Source organism: Leeuwenhoekiella palythoae (genome assembly GCF_900130045.1).
Lineage (GTDB): Bacteria > Bacteroidota > Bacteroidia > Flavobacteriales > Flavobacteriaceae > Leeuwenhoekiella > Leeuwenhoekiella palythoae.
The window spans coordinates 842,680-864,115 of sequence record NZ_FQXT01000002.1; the positions used below are offsets into that span (position 1 = coordinate 842,680).

General features: G+C 41.7%; 13 protein-coding genes. 8 read left to right on the forward strand and 5 right to left on the reverse strand.

What is annotated here, in order from left to right; all coding sequences use genetic code 11:
• Positions 1 to 29 precede the first annotated feature (29 nt).
• The 5 genes from BUA96_RS07195 to BUA96_RS07215 all read right to left on the reverse strand — a co-directional run bounded on the left by BUA96_RS07195 (position 30) and on the right by BUA96_RS07215 (position 6,784).
• Positions 30 to 2,663, reverse strand: coding sequence for a glycoside hydrolase family 2 protein (locus tag BUA96_RS07195; RefSeq protein ID WP_072981708.1), 2,634 nt, complete (start codon positions 2,661 to 2,663; stop codon positions 30 to 32).
• 142 nt (positions 2,664 to 2,805) lie between these two features.
• Entirely contained in the window at positions 2,806 to 3,690 is an 885-nt protein-coding gene (locus BUA96_RS07200) for a dienelactone hydrolase family protein (RefSeq protein ID WP_072981710.1), read from the reverse strand.
• An 11-nt stretch (positions 3,691 to 3,701) separates the two neighbouring features.
• Positions 3,702 to 4,883 carry a hypothetical protein gene (locus tag BUA96_RS07205; protein WP_072981712.1) on the reverse strand — a complete coding sequence of 394 codons (1,182 nt, stop codon included), beginning with the start codon at positions 4,881 to 4,883 and terminating at the stop codon, positions 3,702 to 3,704.
• 111 nt (positions 4,884 to 4,994) lie between these two features.
• A complete protein-coding gene (locus BUA96_RS07210) occupies positions 4,995 to 5,702 on the reverse strand; it encodes a LytR/AlgR family response regulator transcription factor (protein WP_072981714.1) in 708 nt (235 codons plus the stop codon).
• Positions 5,699 to 6,784 carry a sensor histidine kinase gene (locus tag BUA96_RS07215; protein WP_072981716.1) on the reverse strand — a complete coding sequence of 362 codons (1,086 nt, stop codon included), beginning with the start codon at positions 6,782 to 6,784 and terminating at the stop codon, positions 5,699 to 5,701. Before BUA96_RS07215 ends, BUA96_RS07210 begins: the two co-directional genes overlap by 4 nt.
• A gap of 141 nt (positions 6,785 to 6,925) precedes the next feature.
• On the opposite strand from BUA96_RS07215, the gene BUA96_RS07220 reads away from it, so the two are divergent.
• From BUA96_RS07220 to BUA96_RS07255, 8 genes are read left to right on the forward strand one after another with little or no spacing between them, the layout of a single operon-like run.
• Positions 6,926 to 9,181 carry a GH92 family glycosyl hydrolase gene (locus BUA96_RS07220; protein ID WP_072981718.1) on the forward strand — a complete coding sequence of 752 codons (2,256 nt, stop codon included), beginning with the start codon at positions 6,926 to 6,928 and terminating at the stop codon, positions 9,179 to 9,181.
• A 1-nt stretch (position 9,182) separates the two neighbouring features.
• Positions 9,183 to 11,057, forward strand: a complete 1,875-nt coding sequence (locus BUA96_RS07225) for a sodium:solute symporter family protein (RefSeq protein ID WP_072981720.1) — start codon at positions 9,183 to 9,185, stop codon at positions 11,055 to 11,057.
• Positions 11,058 to 11,104: 47 nt separating this feature from the next.
• Positions 11,105 to 12,076, forward strand: a complete 972-nt coding sequence (locus BUA96_RS07230; RefSeq protein WP_072981722.1) for a glycoside hydrolase family 130 protein — start codon at positions 11,105 to 11,107, stop codon at positions 12,074 to 12,076.
• 1 nt (position 12,077) lies between these two features.
• On the forward strand, positions 12,078 to 13,133 hold the full coding sequence (locus tag BUA96_RS07235; protein ID WP_072981724.1) for a carbohydrate-binding family 9-like protein: 1,056 nt from the start codon (positions 12,078 to 12,080) through the stop codon (positions 13,131 to 13,133).
• 8 nt (positions 13,134 to 13,141) lie between these two features.
• Entirely contained in the window at positions 13,142 to 14,260 is a 1,119-nt protein-coding gene (locus BUA96_RS07240) for a glycoside hydrolase family protein (protein WP_072981726.1), read from the forward strand.
• Entirely contained in the window at positions 14,260 to 16,476 is a 2,217-nt protein-coding gene (locus tag BUA96_RS07245; protein ID WP_072981728.1) for a GH92 family glycosyl hydrolase, read from the forward strand. Before BUA96_RS07240 ends, BUA96_RS07245 begins: the two co-directional genes overlap by 1 nt.
• A gap of 24 nt (positions 16,477 to 16,500) precedes the next feature.
• The gene (locus BUA96_RS07250) at positions 16,501 to 18,822 is read left to right on the forward strand and encodes a glycoside hydrolase family 20 protein (protein ID WP_072981730.1); all 2,322 of its coding nucleotides are present in this window, start codon (positions 16,501 to 16,503) and stop codon (positions 18,820 to 18,822) included.
• 16 nt (positions 18,823 to 18,838) lie between these two features.
• Complete coding sequence (locus BUA96_RS07255; protein WP_072981732.1) at positions 18,839 to 21,070, forward strand: GH92 family glycosyl hydrolase; 2,232 nt, start codon at positions 18,839 to 18,841, stop codon at positions 21,068 to 21,070.
• Positions 21,071 to 21,436 lie beyond the last annotated feature (366 nt).

The following is a 21,436-nucleotide window of genomic DNA, read 5'->3' on the forward strand; positions in this document are numbered from 1 at the left end:
ACTTTTTAAATCTTAGTGTGTCGTATATTTTAGTTGAGGTCGAGGGTTTGTTTTGGTACATTCCACCCTTCGATCTCAATTTTTGCGTCAGTATTTTTAAGTTGATCAAAGCTCAGGGTGATTTTCTTTTCATCGCCGGGGGTTACAGATACATAGTTGTCACTAAAAAATGTGGGTAGTAAGCGCTCGCCGGTTTTAGCATCGATCAACGAAATTCTGTTAAAAAATGCCACCGGAAATTCTTCAGCAGCGGTTAGCGTTAATTCAATTTCAGTAGCTGAGATTTTCTTTGCTTTAGCTGAAAGTTGCGCCTTGTCCATACTTTGTAATCCGGAATAAGTTCCGCTAGCATCAGGCAGCCAGTAAAAATTATCACTCACCAATTCCTGGTCTACATCAAGCAATTGAACTGATAAAAACATCCCCTCTTCAGCCCCAAGTACTTTAATATAACGCGCTATAGACATAATTTGACGCACGCTTGAAGGCTCAATGTAATTAAAAACTTGCGTGATCATTTTGCTGTTGCCTTCCATATCATAGGCAGTTAAACGCAGCATAAGATCGTGCTGTTGCACAAACGAGTTGTTGACGATCATTATGTTTTGCTCAACAGGATCATACATCGCGTGTACAGGTTCGCTCCCGCTACGTAAACCATATAAACAAGCGTTAGGATCCAGATAATAATCATACATCTGACCGCGTAAGGCAGTCCACGGGTTTTGGGTTTTCCAGATGATCACACCGGTATACCAATCCCACATATGAGAAGAAAAGCCTTCCATTAAACCGCGATATTGGTTGTAATTTACCAGTTGCGCTTTGGTGGCAAAATCATCCATATCTTTCGGACTTCCGTACGGTTCCATAGCGTCGCCATAATCTATGTATTTATGGTAGCTCCATACTTCGTCTTCCACTTTTTCGGTACCTTCTAATTCCTGCGGAATCACTTGATGATCTTCCGGTAAAAAGCGTTTTAAAGAGACCGCGTCACCGGTTCCTACCGAGCCTACTTCAGAATTAAAAGGCCACGTGCGCTCACCCCAGAAGGTGTTGATGTTTTGAATGCCGTAGGGTCCATCGCCGTTTCCGCCTTTAAAATTGTACGACATTTCATCAGAATTTGAGTAGTCTATAAACCAACGGGTATTGTCGTATTTTGGCAAGATTGAATCTTTAAGCGCGCTTAAAATATCGGCTGGCGGAGTGATCTCATTACCGCCACACCAGATCGCCAATGAAGCGTAATTGCGGAGCATTTTGATAGCATCTGCAGCCGACTCGATAAACAAATTATGATCGTCAGGATATTGTCTGCGCGTCCACTGATCTTCTTTTTTCATAGGGTCAACCCAGCGCCCGTTGCAGTCGCCAGACATCCAGAAATCCTGAATCACCAGCAAGCCGTATTTGTCGCAAGCCTCATAAAATTCAGGACGCTCCGGCAAAGCTCCCCCCCAAATTCTGATCAGGTTTAAGTTCATATCTCTATGAAAACGAATCTCTGCATCATAACGTTCTTCAGAAAACCGAAGCATCGCATCTGAAATGATCCAGTTACCTCCTTTAATAAAGATTTTTTGTCCATTGACGGCGATCTCTTTACTGCGGGTATGCGCATTCCAGCTCGTTTGTATTTCACGTACCCCAAATTGTAAGTGTTCGCTATCAGAAACTTGATCTGCGACAACAAATTCAAGATTTAAATCGTACAAGTTTTGAGCGCCATAACCACTGGGCCACCACAATTTTGGGTTTTCTAAACTGAAATCAGGAAGTGCGATTTCTTTAGTTTCTTTCGCGGAAAGCGTTACCGGTGTCTTAATAGTTTTACCGTTGAGTTGGTATTGTAATGTCCCGCTTACCGGTGTGTTTTGTGTGTTTTGCAATTCGGCTGAAACTTGTAGTGTAGCAGGTTCTTGCGTTTCGCCCGGCAAGCGTTTTCCGGGAACCAAAGTCACAATATGTGGATTCTTAAGGTTTACCGATTTTGTTTTTTCGATAAACACTTTATCCCAAATCCCGGTGTTACGATCCCGTACCGGTTGAATCCAGTCCCAGCCGGCGGTGTATTGCAGCGCTACACCTTTAGCAATGGTTCCGTCGCCACCTTGACCTCCGTTAGGATTGCCCACTTCATCTGCCGGATGTACTAAAACAGCAAGTCTGTTTTTGCCGCTTTTATTGAGAAGGGAAGTGATATTAAATTCCCTACGCAGATACATTCCTTTAAAGGGCGTTTGATTTACTTTCTTACCATTTAAATATACATCAGCGCTGTAGTTGATTCCTCTGAATTTTAACCAGACTTGTTCGCCCGGAGCTGCGGTTTCCTCAAAATCTTTAGTGAACCAGTAGGTGTAATATTCCCGTTCGGTATCATAAATATCCTTGATCTTGTTGTTGTTCATTCCGTAGAACGGATCAGGAACTTTTTCATTATTAAGCAACGTAGTTAGCACTGTTCCCGGAACGGTCGCAGGCATCCATCTTTTTAGCTTAAAATCAGGTTGGGAGATTGTGTTGCCGTTTTCTTTGGTATCGCTGATAGGATTGCAAAACCAATCTGTATTCAATTCATAGCGCTCTTGAGCACTTAAAACTTGAATACTTAAAAGGCATAGAAAACAGGAAAAATACAGAAAGTTACGTCTCATGGGATGGTTGATTAGGATGCTGTAAATATTATAAAGCATCTTAAAACCTGAGAACTAATTCGACTAATAGCGCTTTTTGGCTAATAAATGGAAACGAAATCGTTTAAAATATGAGAAATAAGCAATTTCTGATTTTGGTCTTCTAAAACAAATGCTCTTTAAAAAAGGCTATTGTACGTTCCCAAGCCAGTTCAGCGGCTGCTTTGTCATAGCGTGGTGTGGTATTGTTATGAAAACCGTGATTTACATCAGGATATAAGAACATCCCATATTCTTTGTTGTGCTCTTTCAGTTTGGCTTCATAGTCTGGCCAACCGGCATTAATGCGCTCGTCTAGCCCGGCATACTGTAGCAAAAGCGGGGCTTGAATTTGATCAATATCTTCTGTAGGTTGACCGCCGTAAAAAGGCACCGAAGCTTTTAAAGTAGGCACTTTTACCGCCATCATATTAGAGATAGAACCGCCAAAACAAAAACCTACCACACCGACGTTTCCGTTGCAATCCTCGTGATTCATCAGGTACTCATAAGCCGCAATAAAATCTTCAAGCATCTCTTTGCTGTCTCTTTTGCGCTGCATCGCACGACCGTCATCATCATTGCCGGGATAGCCACCAAGCGGACTCAAAGCATCAGGTGCGATGGTTATAAATCCCTCTAGTGCGGCGATGCGGGCGGTATCTTCGATATACGGATTTAGACCGCGGTTTTCGTGCACAACTACAATTCCGCCTAATTTTTCAGTAGTGTTTTTAGGTTTAGAAAGCAGGGCTTTAATTTCCCCGCCGCCTTTTGGTGAATTGTAAGTAATGAATTTAGAATCCAGATTAGGGTCGTCAGCAGCGATGCGTCTGGTGGTTTCATAATCAGGCATCAAAAAACTCAGTAAGGCAGGCACCGTGATGCTTCCTACGGCAAACATAGAAAGCCGTTCAACAAATTCTCTTCGCTCTAATTTATTGTGTGCATAAGCATCATAAAGGTCAAAAACTTCTTGTTTAATGTCTTCTTTCTGTAGTTTTTTCATAGCCAGATTGTTTATTGTGTGATATACATTACCGCAGAATCTTCGATATATTTTGAAGGATTAAACACTGCATTGAAGTTAGAATCTACCTGATCAATACTGCTCTCCAGATCTCTTAGTTTGGTTCTGAACTCTTCGGCAAAACTGTCGTTTTTAGAAAAATGCGTGATCAGCTCTTGATATTTGCCAATATTGCTTTTCATACGCAGGGTAAGTTGGCCAAAGCGTTGACGCAACGACTGCGTTTTTACCATAAAACGCTCTACTTCGGTTAGCCAGTCTTTATTGCCTTGCTTTTCCCATTCAGAGATTTTGTTATTGATAGATTTTCTGAATTTATTTTTAAGGGTTTCACGCTCGCTGTCTAGAGTCGCGTTCTGATACTGAGCTACCGCGCTCATATCTAGGCCGTAATATTTGGCTTGCTCTTCAAGTAAGCGGTTGTATTCATTTTCAAGCTTATTAAGCTCCTCGTTGATGCTTTTCCACTCGTTGTCTATAATGCTTTGTTGCTGGCTGAATTGACTTGCCGTGTTGAGCACGTTGAGCATTTCTGGAGTTTTATCACGTAAGTCTCTGCCTGTTCCGCCCACAATTTCCATTGCTGAAGTGATTCCGGTAGAAAACGTCTGAAAAAGCGATCCGTAAAGCGGTACATTACTAGCCGGTTCGTTGAGCACGGTAATACTTTTGTTGATCAGATCTAGCCAATTGTCTTTACCTTTTTTGCGCTCATACCATTCTTGATATTCTTTAAACCATGCTTCATAGGCCGGATAATTCATTGGGTTATTGATCGCCGCGATCTTGCTGAAAAATTCCTGAGAAGACAGTAACAGGTTACTGGGTTTTATATCGCGATGAATGCTCATCAATTCGGTAAAGGCCAATTGACCATTCAGTTTTAGCTGAATTTTTCTTGAATTCTCAAGTAGAGTAATTCGGTTTTCCTGTTTAGAAATGATACTGTCTAAACTTCCCAGACGTTGACTGGTGCGGTTAGGGTTGAGGTCAGAAAACTCGCCTTGAAGCGATTTCAGTTTAATCGCATTATCTTCTAATTGCTTGTTAAGGTTAAGCAGTAACGAATCGCGCTCTTTTATAATTTGTAACGAAACTTGATCTTGTGCCTGCACGCCAAGCGCTGAAAATGTGCAGACTAGAATTAGATATAGTTTATTAAGGTTATTCATACGGTTAAAGTTTAAAACCAAAAATAGCGAAATAACCCTTGGCAGAATGTTAACTATTTTAACATCCTAAAACCTTTGAATTCTTTGCTTTAGCTTTAAAACTTTAACAATTTAATTGCCAGACTGATTGCGAAGTATGGCATTTTTTGCGTCTTCTAAATAATTACGACCTATGGTATAACGCTTGTTTGCAATCTCAACACTGTTGCCTTCAACGGCATCAACTTTATTGATATTGGCGGTGTAGGAGCGGTGAATACGCACAAACTGAGTGCTAGGTAATTCGCCAGTAAAACTTCCCAAGGTTTGATGGACCACGTAGTTGCCATTTAGGGTAATTATCTTGATATAATCTTTGAGACTTTCTACTAGAAGAATGTCGTCAAGGTATACTTTTTTCATCTTCTTCTTATCAACCTTAACAAAGATCGATTCGTTTTCCGTAATGCTTTTAGGAGCCTCCTGAGTTTTTGCGATCGCCTTATTGGTAGCCTTTAAAAAGCGAGGCAAAGAGATGGGTTTTACGAGATAGTCAAGTACTTCAAGTTCAAAACCTTCAACGGCGTACTCCTCGTGCGCCGTGGTTATAATCACCATAGGCTTATTGTCTAGGCTTTTTAAAAAGCTTAGTCCGTCAAGTACCGGCATATTGATATCTAGAAACAGCAGATCGATCTCAGTGGTGCGTAAGAAGTCTAGGCTCTCGATCGCATTGTCAAATGTTTTAATAATTTCCAGACCTTTAAGTTGTGCAATATGATTTTTAATCACATTGATGGCTAGGGGTTCATCGTCTATGATCACACATCTTAAACTCATAATAATCTTAATTTTAAATATACTTTATATTCACCGTCTTCTTCGTAAATCTTCAGCGCGTAATCTTGAGCGCCGTAGCCCAATTTAAGGCGTTTTTCAACATTTTCGATACCGATTCCGCCGGCATTTGGTATTTTGTTTTGCAACTCTTTTTGAGGCAGGGTATTACTCATTCTAAAATATAGAAAAGAACCTTCTATCGTGAGATCGATCGTGATCTTTACCTTGCCAATATTTTTACTCGCACCGTGCTTAAAGCCGTTTTCAATAAAATGAATGAGCAGCATGGGAGCAATTTTTTTGCCTTTAGGATTGCCTGTAACCTCAAACTTTAGATCCAGTTTTTTGTTGTATCTAATCCGCTCCAAGTCGAGATAATTTTGAATAAACTTGATCTCTTTGACCAGAGGCTGTCTTTTTTCTTTGGTCTCATACAGTAAATACCGCATCAAGTCAGAAAGTTTCAAGATAGTTTCGGGAGTGCTTTCAGACTTTTCAAGACTTAAAGAATAGATGTTATTTAAAGTATTGAAGAAAAAATGTGGGGAGATCTGCGAGCGCAAAAAGCGCAGTTCGGTCTCCAGATTTGATTTAGCTAAACTTGCTGCAAGTTGTCTTTCGCGAAGCCAATCTATAGTGATCTTAATGGCAGTACCAAAGGAAATCACATACAATTCTCCCAGCATCATCACCACCACATAATTAACACCCAGACTGGTAGTTTCTTCGGGACCTTCGGGCCATACGTTATTGCTAATCAAGAAATAGGTAAGCTCGTATTTTATGATCACCATTATAAAAATAGCACTGATAAGGCTCAACGTAAAAAGTACATATTTACGCTTGTAGATAAACATCGGGATGAGTACATAGATCGTAAAATACGTGAGGCTTATGTGAATGGGAAAGCCTAGAAGATTCGCTTTAAACGAGTAGAAATAATCATTGTAATAACTTCCCCAACGCAAAAAATTAAACAGGAAATAGACCAACCAAAAAATCACGTGATGCGTCAGGTTAATTTTATAACCCGTAGTTGCATTAAGCAAGAAGTTATTTTTGAAAGAATTGCGTAGGGGCATAAGTCAAAAGTTGGTTTTTAAGCTGTTTAGCTTTTGAGAACTGTCGTTAGTCTAATAAAAGTCAGAAACGGGGATAATATATCACATATTTATTAAAAATCTTAACAGATTAACCCTTTGCAGGCTAAAAAACGTATTCAAATGTTAAAGAAATCCTTTTTCTTAATCGCAATTTTAACCCTTGCTTCGTGTAAGAATGATGCAGAACCACAAACCGAACTTGAAACGGACTTGAATCTTACCGCGCAGGTAGATCCGTTCATCGGTACCGGCGGCCACGGGCACACGTATCCCGGTGCTACCGTACCTTTCGGGATGGTTCAGGTGAGTCCTGATAACGGTACTAACGGTTGGGATTGGTGTTCCGGTTATCACTATTCTGATTCTATTGTTTCCGGGTTTAGCAACTTGCATTTAAGCGGAACCGGAATTGGGGATCTTGCTGACATCTTGTTTATGCCTACTAACAAAGAGGTTGATCTATCAGGAAGTTATGAGAAGCCGGCAGACCGCCCGTATGCCTCGACCTATTCACACAAGCGCGAAAGCGCAGAACCGGGTTATTATTCGGTTTACCTTGAAGATCCGCAGATTAAAGTAGGGCTTACTGCTACTAAACGCACCGGTTTTCAAAAATACAATTACGAAGGTGCCGGTGAAGCTTCGGTAGTGTTAGATCTTGGTTTTGCGATCAATTGGGACGCACCAACAGAAACCGCGATCACGATCGAAAATGAAACTACGATTAGCGGTTACCGCCACAGTACGGGTTGGGCAAAAAATCAAAAAGTGTTTTATGTAGCCCAATTCTCAAAACCTATTGCGCGACATATTTTGGTTGCAGATAAAAAAGTGGTTGACGCAGATAGTGTAAGCGGAAAAACTACCGCAGCACAGTTTTTCTTCAATATAGATGGAAGCCGCGATGTTACTGTTAAGGTTTCGGTTTCTTCTGTAAGTGTAGCTAACGCCAAAGAGAATTTTGCTGAAGCTGCCGATGTTGATTTTGAAACTGCAAAAACCGAAGCTAAAAAGATCTGGGAAAAGCAACTTGAGCATATTGTTGTTGAAACTCCAACCGATTCTTTAAAGACGATTTTTTATTCGGCCTTATATCATACGCAGATCGCTCCGGTAACGTTTAGCGATGTTAATGGGCAATTCCGTCAGGAAAATGACAGTATCATCGACGCAGATTTTACCGCATATTCTACCTTATCGCTTTGGGATACCTTCCGTGCCGAAAATCCATTGTTAAGTCTTTTAGAGCCTGAAAAAACTAGCGATATCATAAACTCCATGCTTACCTATTATGAGGTGCATAAAAGTTTGCCGGTCTGGACGCTCTACGGAAACGAAACCAACACGATGACGGGTAATCACGCGATTCCGGTTATTGCTGATGCGTACTTTAAAGGGATTAAAGGTTTTGATGCGGAAAAGGCGTATGAGGCGATGAAAAACACCCAAATGCGTGATGAGCGCGGACTCGAATTCTTAAAAGAATACGGTTATATTCCTTTTGATAAAATTGATGAAAGCGTCACTTTTAATTTAGAATACGCGTATAACGACTGGTGCGTTGCGCAAATGGCCAAAGCTTTAGGTCATGAAGAAGATTATCAGTACTTCAACGAGCGTTCTAAGTCGTACGAAAAGCTATACGATCCTGAAACCGGCTTTATGCGCGGAAAATCTTCTACAGGACAGTGGCACGAGCCGTTTGATCCTAAGTTCTCGAGACACCGTGAAAACACAGATTATACCGAAGGTAACGCGTGGCAACACAGCTGGTTTGTGCTTCACGATACTGATAATTTTATTAAACTACACGGCGGCACTGAGCCGTTTACCGGAATGCTTGAGCAGCTTTTTACTGAAAGTTCTGAGATCACGGGAGATTTTACTTCTGCAGATATTTCGGGATTAATTGGGCAGTACGCACACGGTAATGAGCCAAGTCATCACATTGCTTATTTGTTCAACCGTGCGGGGAAACCCTGGAGAACACAATATTGGATCAACCACATTCTTAAAACACAATACAACACTACTCCAAATGGCTTGAGTGGTAATGAAGATGCCGGTCAAATGTCAGCTTGGTATGTGTGGAGTTCTATGGGGTTATATCCTTTTAATCCTGCAAGTGCCGCTTATGAAATAGGTAGTCCGGTTTATGCAAAATCAACGATCAATCTTCCGTCAGGAAAAACCTTTACTATTACAGCCGAAGGCGTTTCCGAAGAAAATTTCTACATCCAGTCGGCTACTTTGAATGGCGAGGAATTTAATCAAACCAGCATTACGCACGAGCAGATCACCGCTGGTGGTGAGCTCAAATTAGTAATGGGAGCAACACCTAACAAATCTTGGGGTGTGACAGCAGACGCAGAATAATATGGAGAGTATTGATGTAATCATAATTGCGATATACCTGCTGCTCACCATTGGGATTGGAGTTTACGTGGCTAAAAAAGCTTCAAAAGGACTCGATTCTTATTTTTTGGGCGGAAAAAGCATCAAATGGTATTATCTGGGCTTGAGTAACGGCTCAGGAATGTTTGATGTTTCGGGTACGGCTTGGATGGTGGGGATCCTGTTTTTGTATGGCGTGAAGAGCTTCATGTTTATGTGGATGTGGCCCATTTTTAACCAAGTCTTTGTGATGATGTTCTTGGCGGTTTGGATTCGCAGATCTAATGTGATGACCGGTTCAGAATGGATTCTTTCTCGTTTTGGCGACGATAAAGCCGGCCGCGCTTCACACTTGATCGTGGCGATTTTTGCCGTGGTGGCTTCAGTAGGATTTATAGCCTATTTTTTTGAAGGTGCCGGTAAATTTATGACCGTGATCTTACCTTGGGATGTAAGCCTCGTTGTTGGTGATCTCACGCTGCTGAATGCAGAACAAGTCTATGCGCTGATCTTGATCTTGCTCACAACGATTTATACGATTAAAGGTGGAATGTTCTCTGTAGTTTCTACCGAAGTATTGCAGTTTGGGATAATGGTTCTGGCAGGAATACTTGTTGCAGGATACACTTTTTTCTCCTTTACCGATGCGGAAATCACAGCGCTGATTCCTGAAGAATGGACCAGAGTTACCTTCGGTAGTCAACTCACCGGATTTTGGTCGGGCGACTTTGAAGAATTTAACCGACTTATTGATACACAGGGCTACAAGATGTTTGGCGCTTTTGTAGGTATGAGTTTATTTAAGGGCTTTTTTGCCAGTATCGCCGGGCCAACGCCTAGCTATGATATGCAGCGTATTTTATCAACGCGCACGGCAAAAGATGCGGCCTATATGAGCGGATTTACCAACCTCGTTTTATTTATTCCTAGGTATTTAATGATCGCGGCAATCGTTGTGTTGGGCTTGGTTTACATCGCTCCTGAACTTGCAAATGCAGGAGGCGTAACCAGTAATGATCTTGAAGTTATTCTTCCCCAAGTGATCAATAATCACGTGCCTGTAGGAATTAAAGGCTTGTTGCTTGCCGGGTTGTTAGCTGCTTTTATGTCAACTTTTTCGGCTTTTGTAAACGCGGGTCCTGCCTACATCGTTAATGATATTTATAAGAAATATTTTAAACCTGAAGCGACTGATAAACACTATGTAAAAGCAAGTCACATCGCGTCTTTCGCTGTAGTAACTTTAGGAGTGATTATGGGCTTCTTTGCAGAATCGATCAACTCGATCACGTTGTGGATTACAAGTTCGCTGTATGGTGGCTACGTTGCGGCTAATTTCCTAAAATGGATTTGGTGGCGTTTTAACGGCTGGGGTTATTTCTGGGGAATGTTAAGCGGTCTGGTGATCGCTACGCTTCAGTTTATGATAGATCAAGGCGCATCAACCTATACCGAAGGAAGCTTCCTATTCTGGTATTCGCATATTCCGGCGATTTATCTATTCCCCATAATTCTAGGATTTTCACTTTTAGGTTCGTTCTTAGGTACTTATTTAACTCCACCTACGGCATTAAAGACCTTAAAAAGTTTCTACACTTCTGTACATCCTTGGGGTTGGTGGAAACCGGTGCGCGAGCAGTTAACCGAAGAAGAACAAGTGGGCAAGAATACAGATTTTGGCCTGGATATGTTCAACTGTATCGTGGGGATCGTTTGGCAATCCAGTATGATCTTACTGCCTATTTATCTGGTGGTGCGCGACTATGAGAAGACCGCGATAAGCATACTGGTTTTTGGAGTGACTACCCTTATTTTAAAATTTACTTGGCTGGATAAAGTCAAAAAACTGAACAATTAAAATCAATACAAAACACCCGAAACGGGTAAAAATATAGAATACAATATATGAGTACAACGCAAATTCCTTGGCAAGACAGACCGGCAAACAGCACTGATGTAATGTGGCGTTATGATGCAAATCCTATTATAGACAGGTATGCGATCCCCAGTTCTAACAGTATTTTCAATTCGGCTGTTGTGCCTTTTGAAGATGGCTACGCCGGAGTTTTTAGATGCGATAACAAAGCGGTGCAAATGAATATTTTTGCCGGCTTCAGTAAAGATGGAATCAACTGGGACATCAATCACGATCCTATCGAATTTGGTGCCGGAAATACTGAAATGATCGATTCTGATTATAAATACGACCCACGCGTTTGTTTTATTGAAGACCGCTATTGGATCACGTGGTGCAACGGTTATCACGGGCCAACTATTGGTATTGGGTACACTTTTGACTTTAAAGAATTCTTTCAGTGCGAAAATGCCTTTCTTCCTTTTAATAGAAACGGTGTGTTGCTTCCGCAGAAAATAAATGGGAAATACGCAATGTTGAGCCGTCCTAGTGATAATGGGCATACGCCTTTTGGTGACATTTATATCAGCTACAGTCCTGATATGAAATATTGGGGCGAGCACCGTTGTGTGATGAAAGTTGCGCCGTTTACAGATAGCGCTTGGCAGTGTACAAAAATTGGTGCAGGACCTGTGCCTATCTTAACCGATGAAGGTTGGTTACTGTTCTATCACGGCGTGATCAACACCTGCAACGGATTTAGATATTCGGTGGGAGCGGCGATTTTAGATAAGGATAGCCCAGATAAAGTATTGTACCGCAGTCAGCCATATTTGCTGGCACCGGCTGCACCGTACGAGTTGGTAGGCGATGTGCCTAATGTGTTGTTTCCGTGTGCGACTTTACATTCAGTAGAAGAAGATAAGGTGGCCTTGTATTATGGAGCGGCAGATACCGTAACTTCGGTGGCTTTTGGAAAACTCAGCGAGATCATTGATTTCGTTAAAAATAACAGCCTGTAAAATGATTAAAACTGCCCTTTCTATATTCTTGCTTTTGATTAGCTACGGAAGTTTCGCCCAAGTGAAACCTCGTTCTTATGTTACGCATCATATTGATGCACCGTTAACAATTGACGGAAAAGCAGAGGAAGAAGTTTGGGAAGCAGCCCCATTTTCAGAATCGTTTATAGACATCGAAGGTGTCAAGATCCCCAAATACGATACACGGGTAAAAATGTTGTGGGATGATGAAAATCTGTATTTCTATGCAGAGCTTAAAGAACCTCATATTTGGGCGACCTTAAAGCAGCGGGACACCGTGATTTTTTATAATAATGACTTTGAGATTTTTATAGACCCTGATGGTGATACGCACAACTATTATGAGTTTGAGATGAATGCGCTCAATACGGTTTGGGATTTACTTTTAGTAAAACCTTACCGCGAGTCGGCTCCTGTGGTTGATAGTTGGGATATTCAAGGCTTGCAAACCGCGGTATCAATCAATGGTACTTTAAACGACCCCACAGATACAGATAAAAGCTGGAGCGTTGAGATCGCGATGCCTTGGGAAGTATTAAAAGAAGCGAGCGGTAGTAACGACGTACCGGCAGATAGTTTCTGGCGCATAAATTTCTCGAGGGTCAACTGGGATCACGATTTAGATGGAAGCACTTACAGCCGTAAAAAAGATGCTTCCGGGAAATTTCTACCGGAATATAACTGGGTGTGGTCGCCACAAGGCGTGATCAATATGCACGAACCGGAGCATTGGGGGTATGTGTATTTTTCTACCAAGCCGGTTTCGGAAGAAGTTGCGTTTACGATTCCGCAAGATGAGCAGATCCGCTGGAAGTTGTATGAATTTTATCGTGCTCAAAAAGCGTATTTCTCTGAAAATAAAACGTGGGCTACTTCGCTTGATGCGCTAAAAGCAGAAACATTTCAGTTAGAGAATAAAACCATAACTCCGGTTTTAGAAAACCACACCTACGGTTGGTCAATTACTGTTGAAAGTCCGTTTTCAGATGCAGTTTACCGTATTCAGGAAGACGGCAAATATTCAAAACTTAATTAAGGAAACCTATGAAACTAAAACACCTCATTGTACTGCTGGTAGCGATAGTGGCTACTTCTTGTATTGATAATATGCATCCTGCGGGAAATAAAGATCAAGCTGAAAAAACGCAGGATTCTTCAGTTTCTGAAGATTTTAAATTCTGGACCTGGACGACTGCAGATCCCAAACGCAGCGATGATTCTTATGTAGAGGAATTTAAAAAATATGCCGAAAATGGTCTTGACGCCGTTTTGATCAACACCAATGCAGATGCTGAGTTATTGGCGCGTCTTACTCCTTTAGCAACCGCTGAAGGTCTCGAAGTTCATGCGTGGATGTTTACGATGAACCGCCCCGGAGACACTGTGGCGCTAAAACACCCGGAGTGGTATGCTGTGAGTAAAGAAGGAAAGTCAACATTTGACCATCGACCCTATGTAGATTATTACCAGTTTTTATGCCCTACTCGTGAGGGATCGCGTAATCACATTTTAGGCTTGATCGATAAGCTGACCAAGGTAGAAGGAGTGAGCAGTTTTCATCTAGATTACATTCGCTATCCAGATGTGTTCTTGCCAATAGGTCTGTTACCAAAATACGACTTGGTTCAAGATACAGAGTTGCCTGAATATGATTTCTGCTATTGCGATGCTTGTATTGCAAAGTTTGAAGAAGAACATCATAAAAATCCGTTAGAATCACATAATACTGCAATTGATATGGAATGGAAGCAATTCCGTTTAAATCAGATCAAAGCCGTAGTTGATGATGCTTATGAAGTAGCCCATAAAAATGGAAAATTATTAACAGGAGCAGTGTTTCCTTATCCTGAAATGGCAGATCATATGGTGCGTCAACGTTGGGATAAATGGAATATTGATGTGGTTCTACCAATGATCTACCACAACTTTTATAACGAAGAAATCGACTGGATTGGCTTTGCTACCGGTCAGGGTGTAAAAGATCTTGAAGGAACGGGTACCGAATTGCATACCGGTATCTATGTGCCGGAAATGAGCGCGGAGGACTTAGCAAAAGCGATTCAGCTAGCAAAAGAAAATGGTGCAAAAGGCGCATCGTTCTTTGATGGTAATGCGCTTACGCCAGAGCTCCTTGCGGTGATTAAAGAAGCAAACGAGATTTAATGAAATACCTCCTTCTAAGTTTAAGTCTTTTTATTAGTGTGTATGGCTTTACACAGAAATCCCTAACTTCTAGTGTAAATCCGTTTATAGGTACAGATGGCCCCGGGAATACTTATCCCGGGGCGACTGCACCCTATGGGATGGTGCAACTGAGTCCGGATATTGGTACGCCGGGTTGGGACCGCATTGCAGGATATTTTTATCAAGACAGCATTATTAGCGGTTTTTCGCATACGCATTTAACAGGCACCGGAGCCGGAGATTTATATGATATCCTGGTGATGCCTGTCAATAGTAAATCATCAAAACGCATTGAAGCAAACGGGTATCGCCCGTTTTCTGCGTTTAATCACCAGCAGGAATCGGCTTCGGCAGGATATTATCAGGTAGAATTGACCGATTATGAGATCAACGTCGAACTTACTGCAACGCCGCGTGTGGGAATTCAGCGGTATACGTTTCCAAAGGATAGCGCCTCGCAAGTGTATGTAGACCTGGGGTATGCGCTCAACTGGGATCGTGCTACTGACACCTATATTAAAGTTGTAAACAATACGACGCTAGAAGGCTATCGCAAATCAACCGGATGGGCTAAAGACGAGCGTATCTATTTTGTGATGCAGTTTTCTAAACCTTTTAAGAGCTATACCCTTTTTGAAGGAAAAAATAAAGTAGATCAAGAAGCAACGGGAGTCAATACTAAAATCATACTCAATTACGCTACCGCGGAAGCGGAGCAGCTGGTGGTAAAAACGGCTTTATCCACGGCAAATATTAAAGGTGCTTATGCTTCCATGAACACCGAAGCTTCGCATTTTGAATTTGATGCCTACCGAAAACAAACCGAAGCAGTCTGGGAAGACCAGTTGAGTAAGATTAAGATCACCACCGAAGATCAAGATCAGAAGGCACTCTTCTATACGATGATGTATCAATCTATGTTGGCGCCTACACTTTTAAGCGATCCTAAGGGCGCTTATAAAGGCGCAGATAATGAGGTGAATACTGCTCAAGGTTTTGACCGTTTTGATACCTTCAGCTTGTGGGATACTTTTCGCGCAGCACACCCCTTATATACGATCATTCAGCAAGAGCGTCTGCCGGACTTTGTACAGTCGCTGTTAGCACATTATAAAGAAACGGGTTTGCTTCCGGTTTGGTCGATGCAAGGCAACGAGACGAATATGATGTTGGGCTATCACGCCGTTCCTGTGGTTGTTGATGCCTATTTTAAAGGTTTTGATTTTGATGCGGAATTAGCTTACGAAGCCTGCAAAGCGAGTGCAACTGCCGCAGATCGCAGCATTCCTATTTATAGCAAATTGGGCTACGTCCCGGCAACGGAAGAAAACGAAGATTGGAGTGTTTCTAAAACTTTAGAATATGCCTATGACGATTGGTGTATCGCACAATTTGCAAAGGCTTTGGGTAAAAAAGAAGATTATAAATACTTCAGTAAACGTGCGGAAAACTGGAAAAAATTACACGATAACAAAACCAATTTCTTCCGACCTAAAACAGTTGAAAACAAATTTGTTGAGCCCTTTGTAGCTAAAGAATATACCCGTTTTTACAGCGAGAGTAATGCGTGGCAGTACTACTGGTTTGTGCCTCAGGACATTCAAGGCTTGATTAAAAAAACCGGTGGAAGCACTGCTTTTGAGCAAAAGCTTGATTCAATGTTTAGCTTGTATCCCAAGCCTACCGATAAACTCCCAATCTTTAGTACCGGGATGATCGGGCAGTATAACCACGGTAACGAGCCTAGTCATCACGTGGCATATCTTTATAATTATGTAGGGAAGCCTTCAAAAGCGCAGGAACGCATTCGCGAAATTTTAAAAACGCAATATAAAAATGAACCTTACGGGCATTGTGGTAATGAAGATTGTGGGCAGATGTCGTCGTGGTATGTTTTTAGCGCATTGGGTTTTTATCCTGTAAATCCGGCGCAGGGCGCATATATTTTGGGTATTCCGCTGTTTGAAAGAGCTGAGATCAAGCTTCCTGGCAATAAGAAGTTTATCATTTCAGCACAAAACTTTTCTGATAAAAACACCTACGTAAAGAGGATTTTTCTCAACGGAAAACCTTTAAAACGTGGCTTTATCACGCATAGCGAAATAACCAATGGTGGCGAACTGCTTTTTGAAATGACCGCTGACGCTACTGACCAACGTTTAGAAATACCAAAACCTGATCAGGTTTATAAGTAGAATAGAACACTAAATTTCTTTTTGATGAAACTCATAAAAACGCTCTTTTTCTTTTTTAGTATCGCTTTACTAGGCTGTGCCGAAAGTAAAAATCCATCGTTCACCGAAGCTGATCTGGTTTTGATTCCACAGCCTAAATCTTTGGAATTACATTCGGGCAGTTTTGAGATCACTAGAGAAACCCGCTTTGTAATTGCAAACGGTAGTTTAAAGGAATTGACGGGGATCATCAATGATTTACTCTCAAATTCTGCGGGCTTTAGCTTAGATGTTGTTTCAGAAGAAACTGCTAACAGCATTCAGCTAAGTATTAATTCTGAATTGGAAGAAGAAGCATATACACTAGAGGTGACTGCAGAAAAAGTACTTTTAGAAGCCAATTCAAAATTGGGTTTTGTCTATGGATTAGAAACCATCAGGCAATTGCTTCCGAAGGAGGTAGAAAGCAAAACGCAGGTTTCAGATTTAGCCTTGTATATTCCTAATGTTAGCATTAACGATGCACCACAATATTCCTATCGTGGAAGTCATTTAGATGTTTCTCGACATTTTTTTGGTAAAGAATACATCAAAAAGCATTTGGATCGTATGGCGTTTTTAAAACTGAATACGTTTCACTTTCACCTTGTAGACGATCAGGGGTGGCGCATTGAGATCAAAAAATATCCTAAGCTTACTGAAGTTGGTGCTTATCGCGTAGATCAAGAAGATAAACATTGGAATGCCCGTACTAAAAACGACCCTGAGGAAAAAGGAACTTACGGTGGTTTTTACACGCAAGAAGATATTAAAGAGATTGTCGCTTACGCGCAAGCAAAAGGAATTCGCGTAATTCCTGAAATTGAAATGCCGGCGCACGTGATGAGTGCGATCGCGGCGTACCCGTGGTTATCGTGCACCGATGAGCCTATTGCGGTTCCGTCTGGTGGCGTTTGGCCTATTACAGACATTTACTGTCCCGGTAAAGAAACCACTTTTGAATTTTTAGAAGATGTGCTAACTGAAGTGATGGCGCTTTTTCCGGGAGAGTACATTCACGCCGGCGGTGATGAAGCCACGAGAACCAATTGGGAAACTTGCCCTTCTTGTCAAAAATTAATGCGAGAAGAAGGCCTTGCTGACACCGGTGAACTTCAAAGCTATTTTATGAAGCGAATCGAGAAATTTCTCAGTGAGCATAATCGAACCTTAATTGGTTGGGATGAGATCCTCGAAGGTGGTTTACCACAAAAAGCAACGGTGATGAGTTGGCGCGGTTTTCAAGGAGGCTGGGAAGCAACCAAGGCGGGCCACGATGTGATTATGACGCCGGTAAGCCATATGTATTTTGATTATTATCAAGGCAGTCCTGATCACGAACCGGTAGCCTTTAATGCGTTTCTTCCGTTAGAGAAAGTATATGAGTTTAATCCGGTGGTAGATTCGATGAGCGTCGAACAAAAGAAACACGTTTTGGGAGGTCAGGCCAATTTATGGTCAGAATATATTTCTACTGAAGCACATTCAGAATATATGCTATTCCCAAGATTGACAGCTCTAGCAGAAGTGATCTGGAGTCCCAAAGAAAAGATTGACTGGGAAAATTATACACACCGTGTGCGTAAAATGATGCAGCGTTTTGATGTGATGGAGATCAATTATGCTAAGAGTGCCTTTGCCGTTCAGCAAGAATCTACCATTGATCTTGAAACCGGAGAGATCACCGTGGCTTTACATTCAGAATTCCCGGATACTGAAATTAGATATGTTTTGGGTGAAGCAGAGCTGACGCCAGAAGCAGCTCTTTATCAAACACCTTTAAAAATTGATAGTACGACACGTGTAAAAGCGGCAGTTTTTGAAAACGGAAAGCAAATGGGCGATACGATGAATAAGTTTTTTGACTTTCATCAAGCGGTTGCAAAGCCGGTAACCTATAAATTTGAATACAGCGCGAGTTACCCCTCAACGGGTGAGACGGCTTTGGTCGATGTGCTGCGCGGAAGCAAATATTTTAAAGACGGCCGCTGGCAGGGATGGATTAACAATTCTGCGGTGGTTACGATCGATCTCCAGGAATTGAAAGAGGTGCAGCAAGTGGTTGTAGGAACTTTAGAAGAGCAGGGAACCGGTATTTATTTTCCGGAGGAGCTGAAAGTTGAAGTTTCTCAGGATGGAACAAATTTTCAGCAAGTAGCTGAAACAACACGAGATTATCAGACGAATCCCGGTGCAAAAATTGAAAATTTCAAACTCGATTTTAAAAAGCAGCAGGCGCAGTATCTTCGAGTGACTATAAAACCATTGAGCGAAACTCCAAAAGGAGGCGGCGCTTGGTTATTTGTTGATGAAATTTTAGTGAATTAATAGAACATAGAATCCCATGATGTATTCAAGAGTAGCGTTGTTGCTCGCTTTATGCTTTAGTTTTTTAGCAACGGCCCAACAAAAAGACTACACACAATATGTAAACCCATTTATAGGAACTTCTAATTTTGGGGCGACGCATCCGGGAGCGATCGCTCCGCGTGGGATGGCGAGCGTTTCTCCGTTTAATGTCGCCGGAAGTCAAAATGCATTAGAAAAAGACAGCCGCTGGTTGTCTAATCCTTATGTGAACGAGAATACCTTCTTAACCGGTTTTAGCCACCTCAATATGAGCGGTGTGGGCTGTCCTGATCTAGGTGTGATCTTGAGTATGCCAACCACTGGTGAACTCAAAACAGAGCATTTACAGTATGGAACGACCTATAAAAACGAAGAAGCAAAACCTGGATATTATTCGGTTGAATTAGATAAATATGATGTGAAAACGGAGCTGACCGCAAGCACCCGCGTGGGTGTGAGCAGGTATAGTTTTCCTGCCGGAAAGGCTAATCTTTTATTGAATTTAGGTCTCGGTCTTACTAATGAGCACGGTGCGATGCTTAAATTCAATTCGCCTACAGAGATTGAAGGCTACCGAATGGTTGGAGCGTTTTGCTACAATAATGCTGAAAGTGCGTATCCGGTGTATTTCGTTGCGCGCATTTCTGAAGCACCTGAGAATTTTGGAATATGGGATAAACCGGCAAGTTATGAAGGAGTAGAAGCACAGTGGATGGGTTACAACGGGAAGACACGTCTCAAAGAACAATTTATGCGCGAAGTGGTGGGAGATAGCATCGGTGCCTATGTGCAGTATGATTTTGAAAAGCCCACGCAGGTCGTGATGAAAATTGGTGTGTCTTACGTGAGCATTGCAAACGCGCGAGAGAATCTTGATAAGGAAGTAGGTGATGCTACTTTTGATGAGGTATATCAACAAACCAAAAATGCATGGAATGATAAATTGAGCGTTGTTGAAGTAGAAGGGGATGATGCAGACGACAAAACCATTTTCTATACCGGCTTGTATCATACGCAGATAGCGCCAAGTATTTTGAATGACAGTAATGGGGAGTACCCCGCGATGAAAACCCGGGCGACTAAAAAAACAGACGGTACCCGTTATACGGTGTTTTCGCTATGGGATACCTATCGTAATTACCACCAGTTGATGAGTTTGCTGTATCCGCAGGAGCAGTTAGATATGGTGAATTCTATGCTTGAGATCTATGATCAAAATGACTGGCTGCCTAAGTGGGAACTTAATGCAACCGAAACATTTACGATGGTTGGTGATCCGGCAGCAGTAGTTTTAGCAGATACATACCAAAGAGGAATCACTGGTTTTGATGTGGAAAAAGCATACGCGGCAATGCTCAAAAGTGCTGACGCAAGAGAGAATAATCCGTTGCGCCCGGGTATAGCTGAGTACATTGATAAAGGTTATGTAAGTGTTGACTCAGACGTTGCGGGTCCTGTTTCTACCACTCAGGAATATAATATTGCAGATTTTAGTATCGCTCAATTGGCTGAAGCGCTAGGAAAAAAAGAAGATGCTAAGCGTTTTACGAAGCGCGCGCTTTCGTATAAAAAACTGTTCAATAAAACATCTGGATTTTTACAACCTAAAATGTCTGACGACACTTGGTACGAACCATTTGATCCTCTTGCGGGAGCTAATTTTACCGAGAATCCGGGCTTTATAGAAGGTAATGCGTGGCAGTATTTATTTATGCAGCCACACGACATCAAGGGAATGATCAAGTTGATGGGAGGTGCCAAAAATTTTGAGGCTAAGCTCGATGCACTTTTTGCGGAAGATCAGTTTGATATGGCTAATGAGCCTGATATTGCGTATCCGTTTTTATACAATTATCTTCCGGGGAAGAGTTATAAAACCCGTGAAAAAGTAGCTGATTTGATCGATACGTATTTTACTAATAATCCTGCCGGGCTTCCGGGTAATGAAGATACAGGAACTATGAGCGCCTGGCTCATTTATGCGATGATGGGCTTTTACCCGATGACTCCGGGCGAAGCGACCTATACACTTTCTGCACCGCAATTCAACAAGGTGACTATTCATTTGAATTCTGATTTTTATGCTAACGACACCTTGGTGATACAAAATGTTTCAGAAAACCCAACAAAGGTCTCTGCTGGTTTTTCAATCGGCGGAAAATCTATCAAAAAACAAGCAATCACGCATAAAGAATGGGTGAATGCCGGGGAGGTGATTTTTGAGTAAGATGCTCAATATATTTTGCAATTTGATAACAAATTGCAAATACCAGAGCCCTGCAATTGATGTTATTTAGCCTCTTACAGCCGTTGTCTATCGAATCTTTTTTGAAATAGTTAAGAAAATTGGGAATTTCATCCTTAGAAAGCTAGATATTGTAGCGCGGTGATGTAGAAATTTCAAAAAAAGTTAGCTTTTCTAAACATTTTTAAAGTCAGCAAAACTCATTCAGTAGATATGGATTTACAGGTTAAAGATTCAGCATTGATCAAATATGAACCCGCGGGAAAGTTTGAAGAAACGCGTTTTGAAAAGATACACAACATCAGCTTTCAGAATGCTACCGATGCTTCAGTGATCGTAGCGCAGGAA